At 40.6% G+C, this 22,884-nt stretch carries 23 protein-coding genes; 8 read left to right on the top strand and 15 right to left on the bottom strand.

From position 1 onward, the window contains the following. Both FCU45_RS11575 and ychF read left to right on the top strand, forming a co-directional pair. The coding region (locus FCU45_RS11575) for a hypothetical protein (protein ID WP_170175824.1) at nt 1–342 on the top strand (342 nt) is incomplete at its 5' end. Between the two features lie 174 nt (nt 343–516). Further along, a complete protein-coding gene (gene ychF, locus FCU45_RS04035) occupies nt 517–1,617 on the top strand; it encodes a redox-regulated ATPase YchF (protein ID WP_137012533.1) in 1,101 nt (366 codons plus the stop codon). Nucleotides 1,618–1,626: 9 nt separating this feature from the next. Here the strand turns inward: ychF and FCU45_RS04030 are convergent, their stop codons facing one another. From FCU45_RS04030 to FCU45_RS04020, 3 genes are read right to left on the bottom strand one after another with little or no spacing between them, the layout of a single operon-like run. Continuing rightward, nucleotides 1,627–2,448 carry a phosphatidylserine decarboxylase gene (locus FCU45_RS04030; RefSeq protein ID WP_137012531.1) on the bottom strand — a complete coding sequence of 274 codons (822 nt, stop codon included), beginning with the start codon at nt 2,446–2,448 and terminating at the stop codon, nt 1,627–1,629. Nucleotides 2,449–2,451: 3 nt separating this feature from the next. Next, a complete protein-coding gene (gene truD, locus FCU45_RS04025; RefSeq protein WP_137012529.1) occupies nt 2,452–3,528 on the bottom strand; it encodes a tRNA pseudouridine(13) synthase TruD in 1,077 nt (358 codons plus the stop codon). Between the two features lie 15 nt (nt 3,529–3,543). Beyond that, nucleotides 3,544–4,362, bottom strand: a complete 819-nt coding sequence (locus FCU45_RS04020; RefSeq protein ID WP_137012527.1) for a thiamine-phosphate kinase — start codon at nt 4,360–4,362, stop codon at nt 3,544–3,546. A gap of 89 nt (nt 4,363–4,451) precedes the next feature. On the opposite strand from FCU45_RS04020, the gene FCU45_RS04015 reads away from it, so the two are divergent. From FCU45_RS04015 to FCU45_RS03990, 6 genes are all read left to right on the top strand, one after another. Continuing rightward, the gene (locus FCU45_RS04015; RefSeq protein WP_137012525.1) at nt 4,452–5,651 is read left to right on the top strand and encodes a diguanylate cyclase domain-containing protein; all 1,200 of its coding nucleotides are present in this window, start codon (nt 4,452–4,454) and stop codon (nt 5,649–5,651) included. 214 nt (nt 5,652–5,865) lie between these two features. Continuing rightward, nucleotides 5,866–7,578, top strand: a complete 1,713-nt coding sequence (gene sdhA, locus FCU45_RS04010; RefSeq protein WP_137012523.1) for a succinate dehydrogenase flavoprotein subunit — start codon at nt 5,866–5,868, stop codon at nt 7,576–7,578. Nucleotides 7,579–7,587: 9 nt separating this feature from the next. Beyond that, nucleotides 7,588–8,565 carry a succinate dehydrogenase/fumarate reductase iron-sulfur subunit gene (locus tag FCU45_RS04005; RefSeq protein WP_137012521.1) on the top strand — a complete coding sequence of 326 codons (978 nt, stop codon included), beginning with the start codon at nt 7,588–7,590 and terminating at the stop codon, nt 8,563–8,565. A gap of 11 nt (nt 8,566–8,576) precedes the next feature. Then, a complete protein-coding gene (locus FCU45_RS04000) occupies nt 8,577–9,458 on the top strand; it encodes a CoB--CoM heterodisulfide reductase iron-sulfur subunit B family protein (protein ID WP_137012519.1) in 882 nt (293 codons plus the stop codon). A 66-nt stretch (nt 9,459–9,524) separates the two neighbouring features. After that, nucleotides 9,525–9,677, top strand: coding sequence for an addiction module protein (locus tag FCU45_RS11880; protein ID WP_137012551.1), 153 nt, complete (start codon nt 9,525–9,527; stop codon nt 9,675–9,677). A gap of 649 nt (nt 9,678–10,326) precedes the next feature. Then, nucleotides 10,327–10,566 carry a class I SAM-dependent methyltransferase gene (locus tag FCU45_RS03990; protein ID WP_137012517.1) on the top strand — a complete coding sequence of 80 codons (240 nt, stop codon included), beginning with the start codon at nt 10,327–10,329 and terminating at the stop codon, nt 10,564–10,566. A 31-nt stretch (nt 10,567–10,597) separates the two neighbouring features. On the opposite strand, the gene mog is transcribed toward FCU45_RS03990, so the two are convergent. From mog to FCU45_RS03930, 12 genes are all read right to left on the bottom strand, one after another. Next, nucleotides 10,598–11,131: a molybdopterin adenylyltransferase gene (gene mog / locus FCU45_RS03985; RefSeq protein ID WP_137012515.1), complete on the bottom strand. Its 534-nt coding sequence runs from the start codon at nt 11,129–11,131 to the stop codon at nt 10,598–10,600. 9 nt (nt 11,132–11,140) lie between these two features. Next, entirely contained in the window at nt 11,141–11,662 is a 522-nt protein-coding gene (gene bioV / locus FCU45_RS03980) for a pimelyl-ACP methyl ester esterase BioV (protein ID WP_137012513.1), read from the bottom strand. Next, the gene (locus FCU45_RS03975) at nt 11,649–13,292 is read right to left on the bottom strand and encodes an AAA family ATPase (RefSeq protein ID WP_137012511.1); all 1,644 of its coding nucleotides are present in this window, start codon (nt 13,290–13,292) and stop codon (nt 11,649–11,651) included. Before FCU45_RS03975 ends, bioV begins: the two co-directional genes overlap by 14 nt. After that, nucleotides 13,279–14,523, bottom strand: coding sequence for a tRNA (N(6)-L-threonylcarbamoyladenosine(37)-C(2))-methylthiotransferase MtaB (mtaB, locus tag FCU45_RS03970; RefSeq protein ID WP_137012509.1), 1,245 nt, complete (start codon nt 14,521–14,523; stop codon nt 13,279–13,281). Before mtaB ends, FCU45_RS03975 begins: the two co-directional genes overlap by 14 nt. Before the next feature lies 1 nt (nt 14,524). Next, complete coding sequence (locus FCU45_RS03965; protein WP_137012507.1) at nt 14,525–16,174, bottom strand: mechanosensitive ion channel domain-containing protein; 1,650 nt, start codon at nt 16,172–16,174, stop codon at nt 14,525–14,527. Further along, a complete protein-coding gene (gene aroB / locus FCU45_RS03960) occupies nt 16,171–17,223 on the bottom strand; it encodes a 3-dehydroquinate synthase (protein WP_137012505.1) in 1,053 nt (350 codons plus the stop codon). The genes FCU45_RS03965 and aroB overlap by 4 nt, the downstream gene beginning before the upstream one ends. Nucleotides 17,224–17,433: 210 nt before the next feature. Next, the gene (locus FCU45_RS03955) at nt 17,434–18,840 is read right to left on the bottom strand and encodes a COG3400 family protein (RefSeq protein ID WP_137012503.1); all 1,407 of its coding nucleotides are present in this window, start codon (nt 18,838–18,840) and stop codon (nt 17,434–17,436) included. A gap of 49 nt (nt 18,841–18,889) precedes the next feature. Continuing rightward, nucleotides 18,890–19,456 (bottom strand): hypothetical protein, encoded by a 567-nt coding sequence (locus tag FCU45_RS03950; RefSeq protein WP_137012501.1) that lies wholly within the window; start codon nt 19,454–19,456, stop codon nt 18,890–18,892. Then, nucleotides 19,453–20,571 carry a tRNA (uridine(54)-C5)-methyltransferase TrmA gene (trmA, locus tag FCU45_RS03945; protein ID WP_137012499.1) on the bottom strand — a complete coding sequence of 373 codons (1,119 nt, stop codon included), beginning with the start codon at nt 20,569–20,571 and terminating at the stop codon, nt 19,453–19,455. The genes FCU45_RS03950 and trmA overlap by 4 nt, the downstream gene beginning before the upstream one ends. A gap of 17 nt (nt 20,572–20,588) precedes the next feature. Continuing rightward, the gene (gene fliP / locus FCU45_RS03940) at nt 20,589–21,329 is read right to left on the bottom strand and encodes a flagellar type III secretion system pore protein FliP (protein WP_137012497.1); all 741 of its coding nucleotides are present in this window, start codon (nt 21,327–21,329) and stop codon (nt 20,589–20,591) included. Beyond that, on the bottom strand, nt 21,329–22,105 hold the full coding sequence (locus FCU45_RS03935; protein WP_137012495.1) for a flagellar motor protein MotB: 777 nt from the start codon (nt 22,103–22,105) through the stop codon (nt 21,329–21,331). Before FCU45_RS03935 ends, fliP begins: the two co-directional genes overlap by 1 nt. Further along, complete coding sequence (locus FCU45_RS03930) at nt 22,105–22,869, bottom strand: motility protein A (protein ID WP_137012493.1); 765 nt, start codon at nt 22,867–22,869, stop codon at nt 22,105–22,107. The genes FCU45_RS03935 and FCU45_RS03930 overlap by 1 nt, the downstream gene beginning before the upstream one ends. Between the last annotated feature and the right edge of the window lie 15 nt (nt 22,870–22,884).

The following is a 22,884-nucleotide window of genomic DNA, read 5'->3' as shown; positions in this document are numbered from 1 at the left end:
TTTTTAAATGTTTTCTCGTTCCCATCGTCCCCGATGGGAATGCATACTGAAACAACGCCCCTAAACAACGCCCCTGAGAATGAATCTCCACTTTCTCTCGTTCCCACGGTCTCCGTGGGAATGCATACAATACAACTAAATATAGATGATTCAATTTTTGACAAATTTATGGGGTTACTTGAAATATTGCCAAAAGACAAAGTGGAAGCTACAACTCAAAAAGAGCACCCGTCCATCTCTTTTAAAGAAGCAAAACAAAAAGTTCAAAAGGCTGTAAATAGCATTTCTAAAAATAACGGTATACCTTTAAATCAAGCTATAAACAAAGTGCTACAGTCTTAAATGAACTACAATATAATTGTTGAGGGTGAAGATACAAGAGATTTGATATATAAAAAATGTACCATCCTCTTCTTAAAAATACACACTCCAAAATAGCAAAAACCGTTAAAGCGTTCTCTATGCATACTTTGGCTAACATTACAAAAAAATATAAAACAGCACAAAAGGTCAATTATGGGTTTAAGTATCGGTCTTGTAGGACTTCCAAACGTAGGCAAATCAACAACTTTTAACGCACTTACAAAAGCACAGAACGCGGAGGCGGCTAACTACCCGTTTTGTACCATCGAGCCAAACAAGGCAATAGTTCCTGTTCCTGATGTAAGATTGCAAGAGCTTGCAAAAATAGTAAAGCCTGAGCGCATCCAGCACTCAACGCTTGATTTTGTTGATATTGCAGGGCTTGTAAAGGGTGCAAGCAAAGGTGAAGGCTTAGGGAACAAGTTTTTATCCAACATCCGCGAGACTGAAGTTATTTTGCATATTGTCAGATGTTTTGAAGATGACAACATCGTCCATACTGAGGGAAGTATCCACCCGCTAAGAGATGTGGAGATTATCGAGGGAGAGCTTATTTTAGCCGACATCGAGGTTTTACAAAACAGAGCCGACAGACTCAAAAAACAGGCAAAAACCGACAAAAGTGCTGCCGCCGTTCTAGCTTTGGCAGAAGAACTTTTAGAGTTTTTGGCTGATGGAAACCTTGCTAAAAACTTTCCAAAAGCAGAGAGTGACGAGTATAAACAGTTGAACCATGAAGTAAGACTCTTAACCGGTAAAGAGATCATGTACGGTGCAAATGTGGATGAGGATGGTCTGGTTGAAGACAGCCAGTATGTACTTGACCTAAAAGAGCATGCGACAAAAAACAACTGCGAACTTATAAAGCTTTGTGCAAAGATCGAAGAGGAGCTTGTCGGTCTTGAAGATGATGAGGCTGAGGAGTTTTTAAGCTCTCTTGGCGTTGAAGAGTCTGGACTGGGACAAATCATCCAAAAAGGTTTTGACAAACTAGGACTTATGAGCTACTTTACTGCGGGTGTTAAAGAGGTTCGCGCGTGGACAATCCGCAAGAACACGACTGCACCAAAAGCTGCGGCAGTAATTCACAACGACTTTGAAAAAGGTTTTATCCGTGCCGAGGTCATATCGTATGAAGATTTTATTGTCTGCGGCGGCGAAGCAAAAGCAAAAGAGGCTGGAAAAATGCGTCTTGAAGGCAAAGAGTACATCGTGCAAGACGGCGACATTATGCACTTTAGGTTTAACGTATAGTTAAACCTGCTACTGCTTTATTGTTGCTATCGTATCGCCGTATCTAACATGTTCCCCTGCTCTTACATTAACATCAAGCATATCTCTTTGCGCTAAAATAACGATGGTCGAACCCATCTCAAAACAGCCGAAATCATCGCCTTTGTTTAAGTGCAGGTTCTCATAACTGTATGCGCTGCTGCTCTGTGCGTCTGCGTTGGTCTTTATCTTGGGTTCAAAAGAGACCTGCATAACTCCGACATTTAGAGCACTTACAAGCACCATATAAAATCTCTTTTTATCTGTTGTCTCACACAGTAAAACGACTCTCTCGTTCTCTGCAAAAAGATTTACTCTCTTTTTTAGCGATGGAATATTGACGGGGTAAAATTTACCTGGAATATGGACAGCTTTTAGAACTTTTGTATTTGTAGGCATATGGTATCTGTGATAATCTTTTGGAGAGAGATAGAAGTTTATAAACGTTCCGTATTCGACTATACTCTTCTCCTCTTTGCTGAAGTGCTCTCCCAATAACTCGTCTGAGTGATATTTCATCCCTTTTATCTGAAAAGCGTGGCGCACGTCAATATCTCCGCACTCCGTAATAAAAGAGTCGCACGGAGATATAAAATCTTTGCTATCTAGCGAATAGTCTCTGTCTTCTCTGAGCTTTCTTGTAAAGAGCGCGTTTAGAGTACGGTAAGTAGTTGGCGAATGAAACTCGCTCATATCCAAGCCCATAATCTTCACGTAAGAGCTGTTTATAAAATTTTGGATCGGTTTTGCAAACTCCCTGTTTGCAAACTTTCCAAAAGATTGCGATATCGCTGATGTTATATGTTTTTTCATTCTCTACTCCCTTATTTCTCTTTTCGCTATCTCTTCGATTAAAACCGTGGCATAAGAGCCTTTTGGAAGCGAAAAGTTAAGCTCATACTGAGCCTCTTCATCTTTGTATCTTCCCTCAACGTCTTTTGGATATACCCATGCATATCTTCTTGTGCCGTCCGCATTTATCTCATCATCAAACTCTTTTTCTATCACTCTTGCCGCATCTGAGGCAATTCTTGCTTTTTTACCGCACAAAAGACCGGTTACTGATATATCTTTTTCGTTAAATCTCTCAAGGTCATGCTCGCTGCCCTCATAATCAAAGAGTCTGCCATGAGGATAGTGCTCCATAATATCGCCGCTTATAAGCTTAAAAGGGTGAGTCTGAGCCTTCATTTTTTCAAGTTCATGGTTTGGCATATTTAGCAGAGGTTCGAGATCTTTTGTCTCAAACTTTTGCACAAGAGCGTTTATCTCAAGACGTCTGCTGAGCCAGAGGTTAAAAAGATGGCTCTGGTATGCGCTGACAAGAAGTTTCTTTACCTTTACATTACGCTCCTTCTTTTCACCTTTTGCGATCTTCTCACCGTCTATATGGTTGTTTCCATCCGTTCCAAAACGCTGATAACCAAAGAAGTTTGGCATTCCAAACGTTGCTATATTTTTTAGAGCCTCATCTATCTTTTTTGCTGCGGTCGGGTTTACTTTTTTTAATTTAATGTAGAACCTGTTACCGCTTAGATGCCCTATTCTTATCTTATTGTTATGGTATGCTTTTGAGAGTATCTTTATATCTTCATGCGCAAACGTATCCATCTTCGCTTCATGTTTTTTATGAAGTGAGATGTACTGCTTTGTCATAGCGTGCTTGTCTTTTAGTCCCGCATAACCCATCTCTTTGTTTTGAATCCCCAAATATTTTGCAATGATAGAGACAAGCTCTAGCGTAGAGAGCCCTTTTTTTCTGACAAACAGTACAAGATGCTCACCATCGCCGCTAAATTCATATAACGGCATCTCCTCGACAACGAAGTCTCTTGGCGTCTGTCTAAAGTGAAAATCTATGCTTGAATGTGAGAGCGAATAAAATCTGTCCATAATGATCCTGTCTAATTAAAAATGATGCGCTTTGCATCTGTTTTTATAATTTTTTCTGGCACTTTGTGCAACTATGGTTATGGATGTGCGGCAGAGTTTTGCAACTCTAAAGAGCGCTTTTTTGTCTCTTTTGTCAAAGCCAAAAAGCATCTCATACTCTTCGCCGCTGCACCCTACTCTTTTTGGTATGCGTTTATAAAAATTAAACCCCAGCCTGTTAGCAGATGAGAGCTTGCCCAAATCGCTAAAAAGACCGTCTGAGATATCCATCCCGCACTTTAGGTAGCGTGACGCTTTAGATACGAACTTATCTCTTAGCCTAATATCTACAAACTTTGAGCTCTTATGTATCTTGCCAAGGTTTGCTAATCTTCTAAGCTCTTTTGCACTTCTTCCGAGTTTCCCCGTATGAGCGACTAAATAGCCTTTTCTTAGCCCTTGTCTTCTTAGAGGTTTATCTGCCTCGGATATGATAGTTATCGTAATATCAAGCTTGATGTTGCCTATGGTGTCTCCACCGATTATCTCTATGCCGTACTTTGCTGCCGTATCTTCAAATCCTGACGCCAGTTCACGCATCTCTTTCATCGTCATAGATTTAGGCATTGCCACGCTAAGAAGTGCATATTTTGGCTTTGCGTTCATGGCGATAGCGTCAGAGATATTTATCATCATCGCTTTTGTGGCTATCTGATAGTAACTCATCCACTCTTTCTTAAAGTGTACATCTTCGAAAAAGGCATCTTTTGAGTAGACCGCAGAACCTACCAAAGCTCCGTCATCACCGATATGAGCGTTTTTAAACTGAGATATAAAATAATTTTCTAAATTCAATAAAACTTCTTAAAATGCCTTAAGTTACCATTAAAGCCAATATGTATAAAATAGCAGGACATTATACCATCTATATAGGAAACTCTACCATGAAGCACTCTATAAAAAAGATTTTTCAGAACTTATCGCTTTTACTTTTATTAGCGGCAGTATTTGCGGCATTTGGAGTGCTGGCGGCAGTTGAACACTCAAAATCATACGAAAAAATAGACAATCTTAACAATCAGAAGCGAATTATCAGCTCTCTCCTCTCACTTCCAAAGGGTGACCTTGATCTTGCACTTATACAGTTTAACGGCAAAAGTACCCAACTTCTGCACGATATTGACAAACTCCGCAATCAGTACGAGTTTAGTTTTATTGAGAGATTTATACTATCAAATTCAAAAGAGTACCTATCAGACCTGGACAAACTAAGCTCACTTACAAAAGAGTTTAACGAGAGGGCAAGTGACTTCTATACAAAGAAAAACAACGGCGACAAAGAGAAGGAGGAGGCTCTTCAAAAAAGTTTTCTCTCTCTGTACGATCAGATCAACAACATAATATTCAGAGCCGTCTCGTACAACCAGCAGAAGTTCAATATTCATAAAAACATAACCTATCTTGCATTTATACTGATCCTCTCTATCGCTTTTTGGTATAGAAAAAGATTGGCATCCATATATAAGGATATTGAATACTTATATAATGTAGACAAAAAAGGGTATGAGATATTTTCACAAGAGGCCGGAGCAATAGCAGTGAGAATGAGAAGAAAGCCAGATGTCTCTGAAAACCCTGCAATGGTAGACCCAGTAACAGGCATCAATAACCTAAAAGGTCTTATGAGCTCTTACGCTGAGAAGAAAAATGTCAAAGAGAAGAACTATACATCTGTGACGATATTTGAGATCGACAACTTCTCAAAGACGAACAGAGTCTACTCTCAAGAGCTTACGCAAAACATACTCAAAAAGGTTGCATTTGCCATCTCTCTTCACAAACAATCAGCTGATGTAATAGCAAGAACAGACTACAACCAGTTTACAGTTATTCTATCAAGAGAGAGCAAAGAGCAGTCATATAAAGATGCGGATATCATCCGCCAAAGCGTTGCAGAGCTCAAACTGACATCTCCTGAGCTTGGACCTATAGTCATAAAAATGAGCGGTGGGTTTGTCATAAAACCAAATCATATATCTCTTGAAGAGGGCATCACACAGGCTAAAAAAGTACTAAGTTACGCTAAAGAGACAGGCGGAGACAAAATATCTCAGATTAAAGACCTCGCACACAGCGAACTCTAATCATCTCGCCCCATAAGTAGCTGTTATGGGGTCTTCTTATATATCTATATTCACTAATTAACTATAGCAAATCTACACACTTTTGCTCTCTGTTTTTGCCCAAAATGAGTGATAACGGAACATTTTTACTTTTTATAACAACCTTTTATTATAGACAAAGGCTAAAAATTGTAAAATCCGCCTTATTTTATTCTTAATCAACAAAGGAAAGCTAATGGGTATTCCTATTTATACTTACGATGCAATAATTGTCGGTGCAGGCCTAGCAGGATGCGCCGCTGCAAGAGAGTTACAAAATGCAGGTAAAAAAGTTGCAGTTATTACAAAACTCCATCCGCTAAGAAGCCACTCGGGAGCTGCTCAAGGTGGTGTTAATGCAGCTTTTAGCGATGCAGACAGCGTTGAGCTGCATGAGTTTGATACTGTAAAGGGGAGTGACTATTTAGCTGATCAAGATGCTGTTGAGTTTATGTGTAAAAATGCACCTGAGACTATCCGTTGGATTGAGAGAATGGGTGCGGCATTTAGCAGAACTGCCGACGGAAAGATCGCACAGAGACCTTTTGGCGGGCAATCTTCACCTCGTGCATGTTACGCAAAAGATAGAACAGGTTTAACGCTTCTACAGACTATCTACGAGCAGGCTTACCGTGTAGGCGTTGAGTTCTGGGACGAATGGTACGCAGCAGACATTATCTACAAAGACGGCAAGGTCTCGGGCGTAGTCGCTTTTAACATCAGAGACCTTCAAGTTGCTATCTTCAACGCAAAATCTGTAATGTTCGCTACAGGCGGATACGCAAGAAGCTACAAGATAAACTCAAACGCACATGCAAATACGGGCGATGGTCTATCGATCGTAGCACGTCACGGACTTCCATTAGAAGATATGGAGTTTGTTCAATTCCACCCGTCTGGATTATCAGGAAACGGTGTTTTGATCTCTGAAGCTGCTCGCGGTGAGGGAGGACGTCTTTTCAACTCTCTTGGTGAGAGATTTATGGAGAAATACGCTCCAAATGCAATGGAACTAGCTTCACGTGACGTTGTAAGCCGCGCTATCTTAAATGAGATCCGCGAAGGACGCGGTGTCGGACCTAGAAAAGATGCGGTTTTCATCGACGTGACTCACTTAGGAAAAGATCTTATCATGGAGAGACTGCCTGAGCTTCGTGAGCTTGCAATGACTTTCCTTGGTCTTGATATGATTAAGGAGCCGATTCTTATCTCTGCTACTGCACACTACTCAATGGGCGGCATCCCTGTAAATATTGCAGGAAACGTACGTAAGAACAATGACGAGTTTGTTGAGGGTTTCTATGCAGCTGGCGAATGTTCTTGTGTATCTGTTCACGGTGCAAACCGTCTTGGTGCGAACTCTGTTCTTGAAGCGCTTCTATTTGGACGTTTTGTTGGTAAGACGATGGTTAACGAGATAGAGACCATCCCGCTTCGTGAAGCTACTGAAGAAGACGCTAAAAAAGCTCTTGAAGAGATTGATTTTGTACTAAACAACAACGGAAACGAGACTATCACTCAGCTAAGAGAAGAGCTTCAGCAGTGTATGACTGCAAACGCAGGCGCATTTAGAACAAAAGAGACTCTGGATATTGCTGTAGCAAAAGTCAAAGAGCTAAGAGAGAGATTTAAAAATATCCGTGTCAAAGACAAATCAAAAGTGTTCAATACTGAGCTTCAAGAAGCGATAGAGTTCGGACATATGATAGACTACTCAGCGTTCATAGTTGAGAGCGCTATCGCTAGAAACGAGAGCCGCGGTGCTCACTTTAGAGAAGATTTCGACACTCGTGACGATGAGAACTTCTTAAAGCACACGATGGCATACATGGATAAAGATGGCAATATAGAGCTAGATTATATGCCTGTCGTTCTTGGCAAGCATGAACTTAAAGCAAGAAATTACTAAGGAGAAGTTATGGGTACAAATGCAATTACTACACAAAAAGTAAACTTCAAAGTATTTCGCTTTAATGCTGACGAAGATTATCTTCCATACTATGAAGATTACAGTATGGACGTTACTTCCGAAGAGGTTGTCTTAGATATATTAAACAGAATCAAATGGGATCACGATGGAAGCTTTTCATATAGAAGAAGCTGCCGCCACGGTATCTGCGGGGCTTGTGCCATTAAAGTAAACGGCAGAAGCACTCTTGCTTGTAAAGAGAGCATGTCTACTATGATCGAATACTTCGGTAACGACTTGACTATTGAGCCTCTAAGCACAAAAAGAGCTATCAAAGATATGATTATCGACAAAGCCGACTTCTGGGAGAAACACGCAGCTGTAACTCCTTACCTTGTTGCAGATGTAGATGAGTGTCCATCTTCTGAAAACCTTGTGTCTCCGCATGATGCAGAGGAGCTGAACGAAGCTGACCTTTGTATTCAGTGTGGGGCATGTCACTACGCTTGTCCTGTTGTTGAGATAAACAGCGACTTCTTCGGTCCTGCGGCATTTGCAGCGGCTTACCGTTTTGAAGCGGATGTACGTGACAGCGATGGACAGAGACTTGTTGATGTCAACGAAGAGAAGCAAGGCGTTTGGGACTGTGTCAAATGTTTTGAGTGTGCGGAGGTTTGTCCAAAAGAGATCAACCCTATCGAGAAGATCACAAAACTGCACCAGATGGCATTTAAAAGAGGTGTTGCGAAGAACAATGTTGCAACACGCCACGCAGTCGGTTTCCTACACTCTATCAAAAGACACGGTGTGCTTGATGAGGGCGGCTTAGTTCTCTACTCTGAGGGACCATCGATCATTAAACATATTCCTGTCGCACTTCAGATGTTTAGAAAAGGCAAGATAATCATGCCTTGGAATATGCCAAAATCAGACAATCTTGATGAGATACAAAAACTTATTAAATCTTCATCAACTGTAAAGTTCTAGGAGTAAAATAGATGAAAAAATTAAAATATGCACTTTTTACAGGATGTACTGCTAAGCAGAGTACTCCGGAACAGATGATGTCAACTATGGCAGTTGCAAAAAAATTGAACATTGAGCTTGTAGAGCTTACTGAAGCTTCTTGCTGCGGGGCTTCACATCTACAAGACTATGATGATTTCCTATCGCTTGTACTCAATGCCAGAAACATAGCTTACGCTGAGAAGCACGGTCTTACAATGGTAACCATTTGTAATACATGTCAGCTAAACACTGCTATGACAAAACACAGACTAGACAGAAACCCTGAACTAAAAGCAAGAGTAAATGAGAAGCTTGCAGAGGTTGGTTTAGAGTACAAAGGTACTTCAAACATCATTCACTTCCTCTATGCTATCATCGATGATTTCGGACTTGACAAGATAAAAGAGATGGTTGTTAAGCCTCTTAGCGAGTTTAATATCGCTCCGTTTTACGGATGTCACAATATCCGCCCTTCAGAGCTTCATGACGAGTCTCACAACCAAAAAGAGAACCCGTACAACCCTACTTCGCTTGATGACCTTATCATCGCGTGCGGCGGTATGAATGTTGACTATGAAGAGAAAAACAAGTGCTGTGGATTTCACGTTGAGCTTCAAGCTCCACATACTGCGGCAGTGCTTACGGGAAACGCAATAGCAGGCGCGACTGATCAAAATGCAGATATGATGGTAACACCTTGTCCGCTTTGTCACCTAAAACTTGACACTCAGACAAAACACGCTTCTGAGGCAATAGGCAGAGAAGTTTCACTTCCTGTTCTTCATATGCAGCAGATGGTAGGTCTGGCACTTGGATGTAGCCCTGCAGAGCTTGGTCTAAAACACCACGTCACAGACGTAAACTTCATCTAGTACTACAAAAACAGAGAGAAGTCTCTCTGTTTTATCTTTTTCACTATTCTTTAATCCACATTTAAAATATTAGCTAGCATTACACCGTTAAATAGTGAAATAGATAAGCTATGGGTAAAAGAAGCTCACAAAAGAAAAGAAGAAATCGATTCAGATTCCGTTACACTAGTTGATGGAGACGAAGTTTTCAAAAAAATCTCTCAAAGATTTAACTCATAAACAACCTACTCTTTCCGCCCGGATGCTGAAGTTGAATTAAATGCTTCGGTTGATTATTATCAAGAGTGCAAAGATGGGCTTGGTACAGAATTTACATATGAAGTTCAAAAAACAATCCAAAGAATTTTAGAATATCCTACTGCTTGGCAGAAACTTGATTGAGAGATAAGAAAGATGCTTAACAAATAGATTTTCATTTGGGATAATCTACTATCAAAGAGATAGTGAAATAATGAATATCTACAATCACAAGAAATTCAATTATTGACTTTTATAGAAAAGATGCCAAAAACAGAGATAATATAGAGTTTAATGAAGAGTATATTTTAAAAGACAAAGAGCAAGCAGATGCGATAAGTGAATTGTCAAATTGCATAGAACCGATAATCAACTCGCTTGCACCTAAATACGCCAAAGCACTATATCTCTCTGAGATAAAATAGCTCTAGATAGCCGATAAACTTGATATCAGTTCAAGCAATATAAAAAACATAATTTTTAGAGGCAAGAAACAGATTAAAGACAAGAGAACCTTCCAGTTGCAGACAACAGCGTAGATGTCATCATCTTAAACTGTATTATCAACCTCTAATTAGAGAAACAGAGAGTTTTTGAAGAGGCTTTCAGGGTTCTAAAAACAGGCGGCAGATTGGCAATATCTGACATAGTATTAACAAAAAAGATACCATCACACATAATAACGCTCGATAGCTACGGAGCTTGCATAGCAGGTGCCATTTTTATAGATGACTTGGAAACGTTGCCAAAAAACTCAGGTTTTAAAAATATGCATATAACACCCAAGAACGAGAGCAGGAAGTTTTTAAAAGATTGGTCCGAAAATATCGAAGACTACATAGTTTCGGCAAATATTGAAGCGGTTAAATAGAGATTAAAACATAGCAGAGTAAGCAGAAAACTTACTTTGCCTTAGGTCTGAACGCTTTTATGACTTCCTCGTTCGTCTCGATGTAAGGGCCCTCTATAAGATCTATACAGTACGGCACGGCAGGAAATACAGCATCAAGACACTCACGGATGGACTTCGGCTTGCCCGGTAGATTTATGATAAGGCTTTTGCCTCTGATGCCCGCTGTCTGGCGTGAGAGAATTGCAGTCGGAACGTATTGCAGACTTACCTGTCTCATAAGCTCGCCAAACCCTGGCATCATCTTCTGGCACACGTTCTCTGTAGCCTCTGGAGTTACGTCACGAAGCGCAGGACCTGTTCCTCCTGTTGTAACCACTAGACAACACTCGTCATCATCGCAAAGCTCTATCATTGTACGCTCTATCATCTCCTGCTCATCAGGTATACATCTGTAAACTATCTCAAACTCGCTTTTGAGGTAGTCTTTCATAGTATCTTGGATAGCCACTCCCGATATGTCCTCGTATATCCCTTTGCTCGCTCTGTCACTTGCCGTTATTACGCCTATTCTTATTTTGCTCATACTCTTCTCCTAATTTACTAATAAAAAATGATTTGCCTCTTTGATGTATGTCACCGTAGCGACTTCTAAAAAAAACTCCCTCGCTCTCTCAACATCTATGACCCTGTCCTCCCCGCCGAGATAGACCTCTATCTTTACTCCGCTTTGCAAAAGCTCTTTTAGCTCATCTATCTCCCACTCATGCTGCAAAAGCTCTTCAAGCTCCTCAATCGAGCTTTTACCGTACTCTACTATCTTTTTCTCATAAGGCGAAAAGCATGAGGCTATAAACTCTCTTAGATAAGCCTCTTGATTTTTTCTATATCCTAATAGTTGGAGTTTTTTAAACTTCTCATCTTTTGTCTGAAAAAAAGCGGGGGAAAATAGCTGAAGAGTGTCTATACGCTTTCTTTGACTAAGCATATCCTGCACATATCTGAGTGCTTTTATGGCTCCATAGCTAAATCCAAAGACGCTGTACTCAGATGAGTTTATGTACTCTTTAAAGTAGTACTGCTCATTTTTTAGAGAAAAGCCGCTATAAAACTTCATTTAGTTTCTTTTTCACATCCGCTTTTGTAATGCTCTCACGCTCGTTTAAGACGCTCTCCACATACTTTATAACATCTTGCATCGATTCAAGAAGATTTCTGGTCTCTTCATAGAGCCTTTTCATAAGCAGCTCTTTTTCGCTCTCGCTTGCCATAAGAGATGAACCCATGCCGTACTCTGAGATCATCCTCTCGACTATCTCTTTTGCTTCGTCTAGATCGCCCTTGGCGCTGCTTGCATGCTCGCTGTATTTGATATTGCACGCGACAATGCCCGCTAAAAGCATCTTTACTCTTGATTCAAGTTCATGCTTGATAAGCGGCTCATCCGTTGCGGGAGTTAGTTTCTCGTTTGATAGAAGCAGTTTCTCAAAAGGCAGGTCAAAATATGTCGCACAGATTACTTTTGCCGCCTGATATGTCACACGGTACTGCTTCTGCTCCTCGCTTAACATCTGAAGCTTCTTTTTGCCAAACATAACCTTGTCTTTTACCTGATGGAAATGCTCGATAGTCACTTGAAAATCGTGTTGTCTGATGGCAAGCAGAGATGCCTCGTTTACAAGAGCCGCTAACGAGGCTCCGTTAAAGCCTACGGTCATATTTGCAACAGAGTTGACATCTACCTCGTTTGGAACTTTCTCCAAATATTTCGTAAGTATAGAGGCTCTCTCTCTTTTTGTAGGAAGCTCGACAAAGACTCTTCTATCAAATCTTCCCGCACGCAGAAGCGCGGAGTCAAGCACATCTATCTTATTTGTAGCGGCTATGACTATAACGCCGCTTGAGTTCTCAAAGCCGTCCATCTCTGTTAGAAGCTGATTTAGCGTCGCTTCTCTCTCGTCGTTTCTCTGTCCGTCTCTCTTCTTTCCTACGGCATCTATCTCATCTATGAATATGATCGAAGGGGAGTTGTTCTTTGCCGCCGAAAAAAGCTCATGGACTCTCTTTGCTCCCATGCCGACATATATCTGAACGAAAGATGCGCCGCTTTGGTAGTAAAATGGAACGCCTGCCGCGTTTGCAACGGCTTTTGCTATCATGGTCTTGCCGACACCGGGAGGACCTACCAAAAGCACACCGCGCGGCATTCTTGCACCAAAACTTTTATAGCGTTTTGGTTTTTTCATAAAGTCGATAATCTCTTCAAGCTCCATCTTAACATCACTTATACCGCCGATGTCGTTAAATGTTACATCACTTTTTATGGACTCTATTGGCTGCGAGTGCTCCAAAGATGATTTAAACCTGCTGCTTGTGATATTGTCAGTGCTTAATATCTTGTTCTTTTGAAGCCACTTAAAAACAAGTGTGCCTATACCCAAAATAAGAACTAAAAATAGAAAGTAGGCTACTACGTTTGAGGCACTTTTAACTTTTACTCTGTAATCGCTTAGCATATCCGCAGAGATCTGAGAAGATGCTATCTTATAAACCTCTTTGTCTGTTTTAAGATAGATAAAATCCTCTGAAGCAACAACGCTTTTAACGCTTCTGTCTTGAAGCATAGCAGTTGCATCTTTTAAAGAGATGGCATCTGCATTGTCTCTGAGCATTGCAAAAAGAACCAAAATCACTACCAAAAAAGCCGATGCATAAAGTGCTACTCTGTTCGTTTTAGACCCTACCATAGTTAGACTCCTCTCTTACCTCGTACTCGCTCAGATTTATCCAGTTGCCAAGCAGATCCTCATCCGAGTCGATTATGATCTTGTTAAAGTGCTGGTCATATCCAACAAAAGCTCCGTCTTTTTCGCTCTCTACAAGAACTTCAAGTTCTTTGCCAAAAGCTTTTCTAAACTCAAAGTTTTTAGCTTTTACAATGTTTTCGAGTTCATGAAGCCTGTCTTTTGCGACTTTTCCGTTTACTTCAGGCTTCATCGTCGCTGATGGCGTGCCGTCTCTTTTAGAGTATGTAAATGCGTGCAGATGCGTCAAAGGCAATTCTCTTACATTTCTCATCGCCTCATCCCAAAGCTCCTGAGACTCCCCCGGATGCCCAGTTATAAAGTCGGTTCCGATCGCAAAACCTTTGCCTGCAAGAAGCTCAAAAAGCTCTCTGTCTTGCTTGTATACGTTTCTTCTGTTCATAAACTTTAGCATCTGTGGCGAAGTGTGCTGCAGTGCTATATGAAGATGACGCTCAAGCCACGGCTCATCCAGTATCTCCTTAAACTCGTCCGTTATCTGGATAGGCTCTACACTGCCTACCCTTATACGTCTTACACCGCGTATTTGAGATATTTTTTTCATAAGAGAGGCTATTGAGCTATCACTCTTTTGACCGTAGCTTCCCACGTTTGTTCCTGTGAGGATGAACTCTCCAAAACCGTTTCGCGCAAGTCTGCTTATCTGCTCAAGTATCTTATCTTCGCTCATACTTCTTGCATCACCACGAACGTAAGGGATTATGCAGTATGAACAGCGAAAATTACACCCCTCCTGGATCTTTATAAACGCCCTGCTCTTGCCGATAAAATCATCGACAACGCTCTCATCTATGAAGTTTAGATCACCAAGTTCGTAAAAAGGTTCTTCGCGGCTGAGCATTTCATCTATCTTTATCTTCTCGCTCTGCCCGAAGACCCCTGAAACACGCCCTTGCTTTAAAAGGTTCTCGCCTTTTGTATGCGCACCGCATCCAGTTAAAAATATCTTTGCGCCGCCGCTGTTCTCAACATGGGAGATATATGAGCGCACATGCGTGTCAGCTCCGTTAGTCACTGTACATGAGTTGACTACGATTATATCCGCTTCGCTCTCATCTTCTGTTACCGTATACTCCTGCATAGAGCTCATCATAACCTGAGAGTCGTAAAGGTTTGTTCTGCATCCAAAGGTTTTAAAATATACTTTTTTCATTTTATACGATCTCTTCATTTGTTGCAAAAGGAGGAGTTCTCTTGGCAGGCTGCTCAAGGTGAAGCATCTGAGTAGGGTATGCTATGGTTATATCATCCTCTGCCATAAATGCATCCACAATCTCCGTGGAGATAACGCTTCTAAGCGTTAAAGTAGCATAAGCATTTGTCAAATACCACGCGTCTATGACAATGCCGTTTGGCTCTATAAAAGAGAATATTCTAGGCTCTACGTTTGTATTTTTAAGACTGTACTGATTACGAAGCTTGTTAAGTTGTTTTCTTGTAATGTCAGTGTAGCCTTTAGAGAACTTCTTGGTTATCTCTTTTGCAAGATGCATCGCTTTTTTATGGTTTGAATCATAGGTGATCGTAATATGAACACCATCCCAAACAGTCTTAAGAGTGCTGTGTGTATAGTTTGCTATCATTCTCGTAAAGACATAGTTGTTTGGCACAAATATAATTCTTCCAGCTCTTCTGTTATTGGTAACTGACGTGAGCGTAATATCCTCAAGAATGGTCATACGAAGAAGCGATATATCCATAACATCGCCGACGTACTGCATACCGTCCATATCAACACGTATTCTGTCACCGACATGTATGCTTCCGCCAAAGACGATTACAAGCCAACCGAGTATGCTCATAAACCAATCTTTCATGGCAATAGCAATACCTGCGGAAGCAAATCCCAAAATAGTGACAAGATAACTGACATTTTCAATGTAGTTGAAAAACAGAATCAAGACAATAAGCGTAAAATTGACAAAAGTGATGATCTTGTTCGCCATATAGAAGCGTTCATTGTCGGTTATATATTTTTTGACAAATAGCTTAAGCAAGAAGAAGAAGACAAATACTACAAGAATGACGACGCCTATCTTGGCTATTTTAAATATTTGAGCCTCAACCTCTTTGTTGATGCTGACTTCGATGATGTCCAATCTTTTTTGATAGACATCAGCCGTGACCTTCATGGTGTCAAGAGCAGATTCAAATCTCTCAAGCTGCTTTAGTTTTAGTTCTGCTTTTTCTCTATATTCGCTCTGCTCATCAAGAGAGAGTATCTCTCCATATATGCGTATTTCTGATCTCAAGAGGGCGATAAGCTCTTTTAGTTCATCTTTTTTCAACACATAGTCGTTAAAGTCCCTATCCAGAGTCTTTATAAGCGATATACCTACAAAAATATCAAACGGATTCTTTATTGCAGGTATTTCGTCAATATTTGGAGGGGTCAAAAGGTCTGAGAACGGAGAGCTGTCCTTTTTTTTGAGCTTCTCTATCTGGGATGTAAGGATCTTCTCTCTTGCAATAAGTGCACTGAGCTCATCGATCTCACTTAAAGTTTTGTTCTTCTTTTTTTCAAGATAGTTTATTCTCTCTACTATCTTCTCCAGACTCTCTCTAACGTCCAGAGAAGTAAGGTATGATGAGTAGCTCTTCATCCAGACGCTATCTTTTTTTGCTATCCTCTCCTCAATATTTTTTAGCTCGGAGATATATTGTGCAATTTTTTCTCTTTTTGCATCCTCTTGGGCAAGTTTTATCTTCTGGATATCCTGCTCGCTCATATTTTTGTCGATTGTAACGCTGTTTGAAAAGAGAAGTGATGATGCTATTAACAGATAGAAGAGTGTCTTTTTCATTTATCTTTTCCGAACTTATTTAAAACACACATAACAGTTCCTCTGTCAACTTTGTCCGTTATGACCACATCGCCTATACCCAAAGGCAGAATAAACGTTATGGCAGAATCCGAACTCTTTTTATCGAGAAAAAATGTTTCGTAAAATGTATTTACATCTGAAATCTCATAGTGTGTCGGTAGGTCATATTTTTCAAGCAGTGCCTTTACTCTAAGGGCTTCTTTCTCGCTCATAAGGTTCATCTTCACTGCGGTCTCGTTTGCCATTACCATACCGATAGCAACAGCCTCTCCGTGCAGAAACTCTTTGTACTTCGTCTCATTCTCTATCACATGCCCAAAGGTGTGCCCATAGTTAAGAGCAGCTCTAAGCCCGCGCTCTTTCTCATCCTCGGCCACTACGTTTGCTTTTGTCTCTACTGCCTGCTTTATCACATCTTGAAGCACTTTTGCATCGCTAAGGTCTGCACTCTCTAGAAACTCAAAAAACTCTTTATTAAATGTCACTGCCATCTTAACTATCTCTGCAACTCCCGCCGCAAACTCTCTTTTAGGAAGAGTAGTCAAAAAAGATGGGTCAATATATACGGCTTTGGGCTGATGAAACGCTCCTACAAGATTTTTGCCGTACTTGTTGTTCATGCCTGTTTTTCCGCCGACACTCGCATCTACCTGTGAGAGAAGCGTTGTTGGGATCTGAATAAAATCTATTCCTCTTTGATAAATGCTTGCCGCAAACCCTGTCATATCGCCGATAACACCGCCGCCAAATGCAATAAGCATAGATTTACGGTTAAAACGGTGTTCAAACAGAGAGTCCAGTATGGCATCGATACTCTCTTGATTTTTATACTCTTCGCCATCTTTTAGCGTTACCACATGAAGCTCTTTTGCACTTATGTTTGAGAGAAGATAATCTAGATGAAGAGCTGAAACCGTAGGGTTGGTAACAACTGCTACTTTTGTATCAAAATATATTTTTGGAAGCTTGTCTATTGTTATGTCGTAAGAGTCGTCTACGACCTTTTTAAGCTCAATGTGTACTTGCATTCTTTATCCAACAGTTTAGTTACATATATTTGATGTTAAACACTTTTACAAAAAAGTGTTTAAAACACCTTGTGATTCTCGAAAAACAGAGTTTTTCGTAGCTTTAGGGGGTTGTAGGGACATTTGTCCCTGCCACTTAAGCGGACTTGTTCGCTTTAAGTGCGTAACATCAGATGTATAATACTTAAATAAGGATAAAAAACGGCTAAATCAGATCTGCACGGGGATAAATATCTGATGATTAGCGTCTAGTTTGTGGTAGAGTCTTTCGCTGTCAGTTGAGAGAATGGAGTAGATTTTTCTTTTTGTTAATTTTTTTGTAAAAGGTATGATCTGTATAAAATCATCTTTTTGTTTTAATTTTTTTATAGGATTTTCGCTCTCTTTAATGACCTTAATGCTCTTTGAGAAGATGCTCGCAAGGTTATAGTAGTGCTCGATCACCTGCTCTTTTGCCTCTTGATGTTCGTTCATATAGTTGTAAAGCTCAATATGAAGGCTCATCTGCTCGGCAACGTCAAATATTGTAGAGGATATCTTCTCTAGATCACGGTTGTCACCGAGTATGATAGATGCATCTTTTACGCTTGAGAGTTCTCTGTCTGCAATTTTGAAAACAGGCACCTGAGCTTCAAAGAGCGTCGTTCTCATCTCATAATCGTCAAATATCTCGTTAGAGACGATCACCAAACCTATATGATATGTCTTTATGTCGTTAAAGAGGCTCTGTTTTAAATCTGTTGCATCGTAGTTTATATCTATAACAATATTTTCTGCTCTATACTTTTTTATCATCCAGACCACATCAAAATCACTTGGATTTACAACCCTAATTATCAAAGTGTGCCCTAGTTTGTCATGTATAAAGATCGCTCTTTTTATAAAATCTTCTACGGTTTTGAGATCTAAAATATCCATATCCAGATAGAGGTAAAGGTTGGATCCAAATGGTTCAGGAAACTGTCCAAGCTCTCTTTTTATAGCCCTGTAGACTGATTTTAAAACGGTCGGATCGCCGACTAAAAGCAGAAGGTCGTTTGGCTGGATCATTCTTCTGCGGTTTGGCATTATCAGTTTTCTGTTTCTGTATATAGCAACGATTCGCCACTCTTTTTGCTCGATGACACCGATGTGTTTGTAGATAAATGAACTTCCAAACGGAACAAGGACCTCCATTATCTCACCCTCGCCTATTCCGACATTTTGAGCGATGACCGGGACATTAGGCAGATAATCGATCAGTCTTGATGAGAGGATCTCATTTGAGTCTATCAAGACGACGTTTGAGTCTTCGTTTTCTAGCTTCCATTTATTCAGAACAATTATGCGCAGCTGCTTTTTAATACTTCTGATGTTCTTAATAGTGTACTGGACATCCATTTTGCTGTCCATAACGATGATAACCTGAACGAACTCCATCTTAAGAAGATTGGCAAGCTTATAGAGGCTTGTAGGATCAAACTCGTAAAATTTAAAACGTGACGGATTTACATTTTTATATTTTTTTGCTTTGGTCTCTACTACATAGTAGATGTTCTCACTAGTGTGAGTATCAATAATTCTGTTTATAAAGTGTTTGGATACTTCACCGTCACCGATAATCAATATTTTTTTCATTTATAATCTTCTAAAAAATTTTCAGCATTATATCATTATAATATATTTGCTATCTTTTTATAGTTTGTGCGGACTTTACCCAGAGCTCTTTTTGGGCTTTTTTCCACTTTCGCTTCACAAAATAACCAGAAATTTTGATCCAGCCATCCATCATACTGTTAGAGGTAAAAGATGTGCCCTTCTCCCACAGATCGATCTTTTTTCCGTTAGCCGCGTCATATATCACACTGTCTGTTTTAAGGCGAAAAGCGCTTGCTTTAAAGGTTATGATCTCATTTCTGCTAAAAGGCTTTTTTGTATACTCATCTTTCATCATAAGCTCGGGAAAAGGGCTCTCCTCTTCACATCTATTGCTGTAAATCAATAGATTTTTTTCACTATTTTCTTTGGTTTTTAAAAGAATTTCTTGCTTTTTTACCAGTTTTTCTAACTCTTGGACTCTATTTTGAAGCTCCCTGTTTTCTTCTGATAGCTTCCTGCTGTTTGTCAGCTCTTTTTTACACTTCTCACTCTCTAGGCGCAGTTTGCTTATATCTTTTGCTATATCCTCAATTCTCTGTATCTCGTTAGAATATGCAAAACAAAACAGAAGAAAAAGAGTAAATAGCAGTCTCACAGAGCGCTCCCTTTTCTGATTAGTCTGACACCCATCTCTGCGTGATGAGTATATGGAAACTGATCAAAAAGAGCCATATCCGAAACAGAGTGTGTCTTGCATAGAGTGTCCAGATCTCTTGCCAGTGTCTCTGGATTACAAGAGATATACAAGATATTATCGTACCTCGAAGCAAACTCACACGTAGCCTCATCCATACCGCTTCTTGGCGGATCAACGAATATTGTCTTAATGTCGTAAGATTTTATATCTACATCTCTCATTCTATTAAACTCTCTTACGCCATCAAGAGCCTGAACAAACTCCTCAACGCTCATTCGAACGAACTCTATGTTATTGACACTGTTCAATTTCATATTTACTTTTGCGGCGTTTATTGAGGATTTTGATATCTCAGTAGCCAAAACTTTTCTGAATTTGAGTGAAAAAGGTATGGTAAAGTTGCCTGCTCCGCAGTATAGCTCAAGCAGATCACTTTCGCTTTTTGGAAGGTTTTTCAAAGCCCACGAGAGCATCTGCTCATTTACCTTTGAGTTTGGCTGAGTAAAACTGTTCTCTATATAGTTAAATCTAAACTCCATTCCATCCACATCTAAATGCTCTGTTACGTAATCCTGACCGACTACAAGCTTTTGACCCCTGCTTCGTCCTATTATATAGACACCAAGCTCTGAAGCTATGCTCTGGACTATTTCTCTCCACTGCTCATCCAACTTTCTGTGGTAGAGGAGTGAGACTACTGTCTCGCCTCTTGTTGAGCTTAAAAAATCGGCACCGAAAAGCTTAAAGCCGATATCGTGCTTTTTTATGGCATCTAAGAGTTTTGGCATCAAAGCGGCGATCGGCTCGCTAACCTGTGGGCACTCATCTATAAGTAGAACACCGCTTTTGTCTATGCGGTTCATAGCATAGTGAATATCATCATCCGTGTGCCAGATCTTAAACTCGCTTCTTGAGCGGTAGTGACTTTCTGGAGACCTAAAGAGGGATATGACTCCATCATAGTATGGTCTGAATCTATCTTGGTTTATATCTGCTTTTAATGAGAGCTGATGCTCGTATCCATCTTCATAAACTCTACAAGCACCACATTCACCGAAATATTTACAATTCACATTATCTACTTTTATATCTATTTTATCGAGGCTATCAGATTGCCTATTAACAAGTTCCATCCGTCTATGAGAATAAAGACAAGTATCTTAAAGGGCAGCGCTATCATAATAGGCGGCAACATCATCATACCCATAGACATCAAAATTGATGCAACAACCATATCTATGACCAAAAACGGTAAAAAGAGCAAAAAGCCTATCTCAAAAGCGGTCTTTAGCTCGCTTATGACAAAGGCCGGAATAATAACCGATAGAGGAACATCTGCGACCGTAGTCGGGTTCTCCATCTTTCTTATTCTAAAAAAGAGAGCCAAGTCCTTCTCTCTGGTATTTCTGATCATAAAGTTCTTAAATGGAAGAGTTGTTTCATCAAACGCCTCTTCATAACCAATTTTCTCTTCTATGTACGGCTTAATTCCGTTTTCATAGGCTTTTACACCTACAGGTTCCATAACAAAGAATGTGAGTATCATCGCAAGCATAACCAATAGCTGCGTGGGAGGAACCTGTTGTGTACCAAGGGCCTGTCTTAAAAAGCCAAAAACTATGACAAACCTTGTAAAAGTCGTCATCACAAGCACCATGCTAGGAGCCAGGAAAAGGAGCGTTAAGAGAACCAGAACATTAAGTGAGCTTACTAGCTGCTGAGGAGAAGAGGGAGCGGAGAGCTCAAAGTTCATAGTTGGAATAGCGACGTTTTCAGCTCCAAAGAGAGAGGCTGCTCCCAGCCACAAAAAAAGTAGAAAAAGCTTAAACATTATTTGCTTGCTGCCTTATCCAAGACGCCTTGCTCGACTTTTTGTTTATCGTCAGGATCTGCACCGTAAAAGTGAAGCTCGACTCTACGGTTTTTCTCTCTGCCGCTCTCTGTAACATTGGTTGCTTTTGGAGAGAACTCTGAAAATCCTGCTGCATTTATTCGTTTTGGATCTACTCCGTTTAAAAGAAGTTCCTGAAGTACAGAGATCGCTCTGGCAGAAGAGAGTTCCCAGTTATCTTTATATGGACTGCCCGTTCCCGGCAACTGATTATCTGTATGTCCTTGAACGCTTACTTTTGTTTGGTTTGGAAGCTCACCTACTATAAGTGCTATTCTTTTTAGGAAGAGAAGCGCGTCCTCACTCTGTATGGTAGCACTGCCTGATTTGAAAAGCAGAGCGGCAGGAAGTTCGATCACAAAACCGTCTTGCGCCTCTTCAAGAGATACGGCAGGACCGTCGCCCTCTGCGGTCATCTCGTTTACTTCAGTAAGTGCCTGCATAACTCTGTTTACCTGTTCAGAGGTCTCATCAGCAGACTCAATAGGAGTTGACTCTTGGATACGTCTTTTGGAGACCTCGGTTTTAATACCGCCCTCCAAGACGCTCATAGCTCCAGAGAGTGAACCTATGGCTTCAGATATCTTTTTTGCATCCATGCTTGACATTGAGAGAAGAAGGACAAAGAAGCACAAAAGCAGTGACATAAGGTCTCCAAAGGCTACAAGCCACAGCGGGAGACACTTTTCACATTCAGGACATTTTTTCTTAGCCATTAGTTATATTGACTCACACGCTCTTTTGGAGGCAGATAGCTAAGCAGTTTTGCCTCTAGTGCTCTTGGAGCATCTCCTGATTGAATCGACATTATGCCCGTAAGTATCATCTCTTTTATGAGAGTCTCCTCATCATTTCTTATGCCCAGTATGTTGGCAATAGGTGTCCCCAAAACGTTACCGATGATCGCACCGTACATGGTAGTTAGGAGTGCGACCGCCATAGATGGACCGATCGCCGAAGGGTCAGCCATATTTAAAAGCATGGCAACAAGACCGATAAGTGTTCCGACCATACCCATAGCACCTGCAAGACCTGCCCATTGGCTAAACATTGAACCGTTTACCTTGTGGCGCGTGCTTGTCTGCTCCATCTCTATCTCTAAAAGCTCTCTTATGTTATCAGGCTCATTGCCGTCAATCGCCATAGAGAGACCTTTTCTTAAAAAGTCGTTCTGCTCGTCATTTACTTCGCCCTCAAGCGCCAATATGCCGTCTTTTCTGGCTTTTGTTGCAAATGCGACAAGTTTTTTTATAAGTTCTACTTTGTCCTCTTGAGGAGGCTTTACCGCTACCATAAAGATTTTAACGAAAGATTTCATCTGTGAGGGCTTGAACGATACCATCAACGCACCGATACTACCGCCGATAACGATAAGAACTGAAGGGATATCGATATAAGGGCCTACTCCCACACCCATCGCCATTGCACCCATCAGAAGTGCAAAGACTAAAACAATACCTATGACCGTACCTAAATCCATTCAAATACCTTATAG

It is taken from the genome of Sulfurimonas crateris, assembly GCF_005217605.1.
Taxonomy (GTDB): Bacteria; Campylobacterota; Campylobacteria; order Campylobacterales; family Sulfurimonadaceae; genus Sulfurimonas; species Sulfurimonas crateris.
Note: the sequence above shows the minus strand (reverse complement) of the source record. Positions and strands in the feature narration are given on the sequence as shown.

Coding starts and splice junctions, on each gene's coding strand:
- ychF (WP_137012533.1), top strand. CDS start 517: ATGGGTTTAAGTATCGGTCTTGTAGGACTTCCAAACGTAGGCAAATCA.
- FCU45_RS04030 (WP_137012531.1), bottom strand. CDS start 2,448: ATGAAAAAACATATAACATCAGCGATATCGCAATCTTTTGGAAAGTTT.
- truD (WP_137012529.1), bottom strand. CDS start 3,528: ATGGACAGATTTTATTCGCTCTCACATTCAAGCATAGATTTTCACTTT.
- FCU45_RS04015 (WP_137012525.1), top strand. CDS start 4,452: ATGAAGCACTCTATAAAAAAGATTTTTCAGAACTTATCGCTTTTACTT.
- sdhA (WP_137012523.1), top strand. CDS start 5,866: ATGGGTATTCCTATTTATACTTACGATGCAATAATTGTCGGTGCAGGC.
- FCU45_RS04005 (WP_137012521.1), top strand. CDS start 7,588: ATGGGTACAAATGCAATTACTACACAAAAAGTAAACTTCAAAGTATTT.
- FCU45_RS04000 (WP_137012519.1), top strand. CDS start 8,577: ATGAAAAAATTAAAATATGCACTTTTTACAGGATGTACTGCTAAGCAG.
- mog (WP_137012515.1), bottom strand. CDS start 11,131: ATGAGCAAAATAAGAATAGGCGTAATAACGGCAAGTGACAGAGCGAGC.
- bioV (WP_137012513.1), bottom strand. CDS start 11,662: ATGAAGTTTTATAGCGGCTTTTCTCTAAAAAATGAGCAGTACTACTTT.
- FCU45_RS03975 (WP_137012511.1), bottom strand. CDS start 13,292: ATGGTAGGGTCTAAAACGAACAGAGTAGCACTTTATGCATCGGCTTTT.
- mtaB (WP_137012509.1), bottom strand. CDS start 14,523: ATGAAAAAAGTATATTTTAAAACCTTTGGATGCAGAACAAACCTTTAC.
- FCU45_RS03965 (WP_137012507.1), bottom strand. CDS start 16,174: ATGAAAAAGACACTCTTCTATCTGTTAATAGCATCATCACTTCTCTTT.
- aroB (WP_137012505.1), bottom strand. CDS start 17,223: ATGCAAGTACACATTGAGCTTAAAAAGGTCGTAGACGACTCTTACGAC.
- FCU45_RS03955 (WP_137012503.1), bottom strand. CDS start 18,840: ATGAAAAAAATATTGATTATCGGTGACGGTGAAGTATCCAAACACTTT.
- fliP (WP_137012497.1), bottom strand. CDS start 21,329: ATGTTTAAGCTTTTTCTACTTTTTTTGTGGCTGGGAGCAGCCTCTCTC.
- FCU45_RS03935 (WP_137012495.1), bottom strand. CDS start 22,105: ATGGCTAAGAAAAAATGTCCTGAATGTGAAAAGTGTCTCCCGCTGTGG.
- FCU45_RS03930 (WP_137012493.1), bottom strand. CDS start 22,869: ATGGATTTAGGTACGGTCATAGGTATTGTTTTAGTCTTTGCACTTCTG.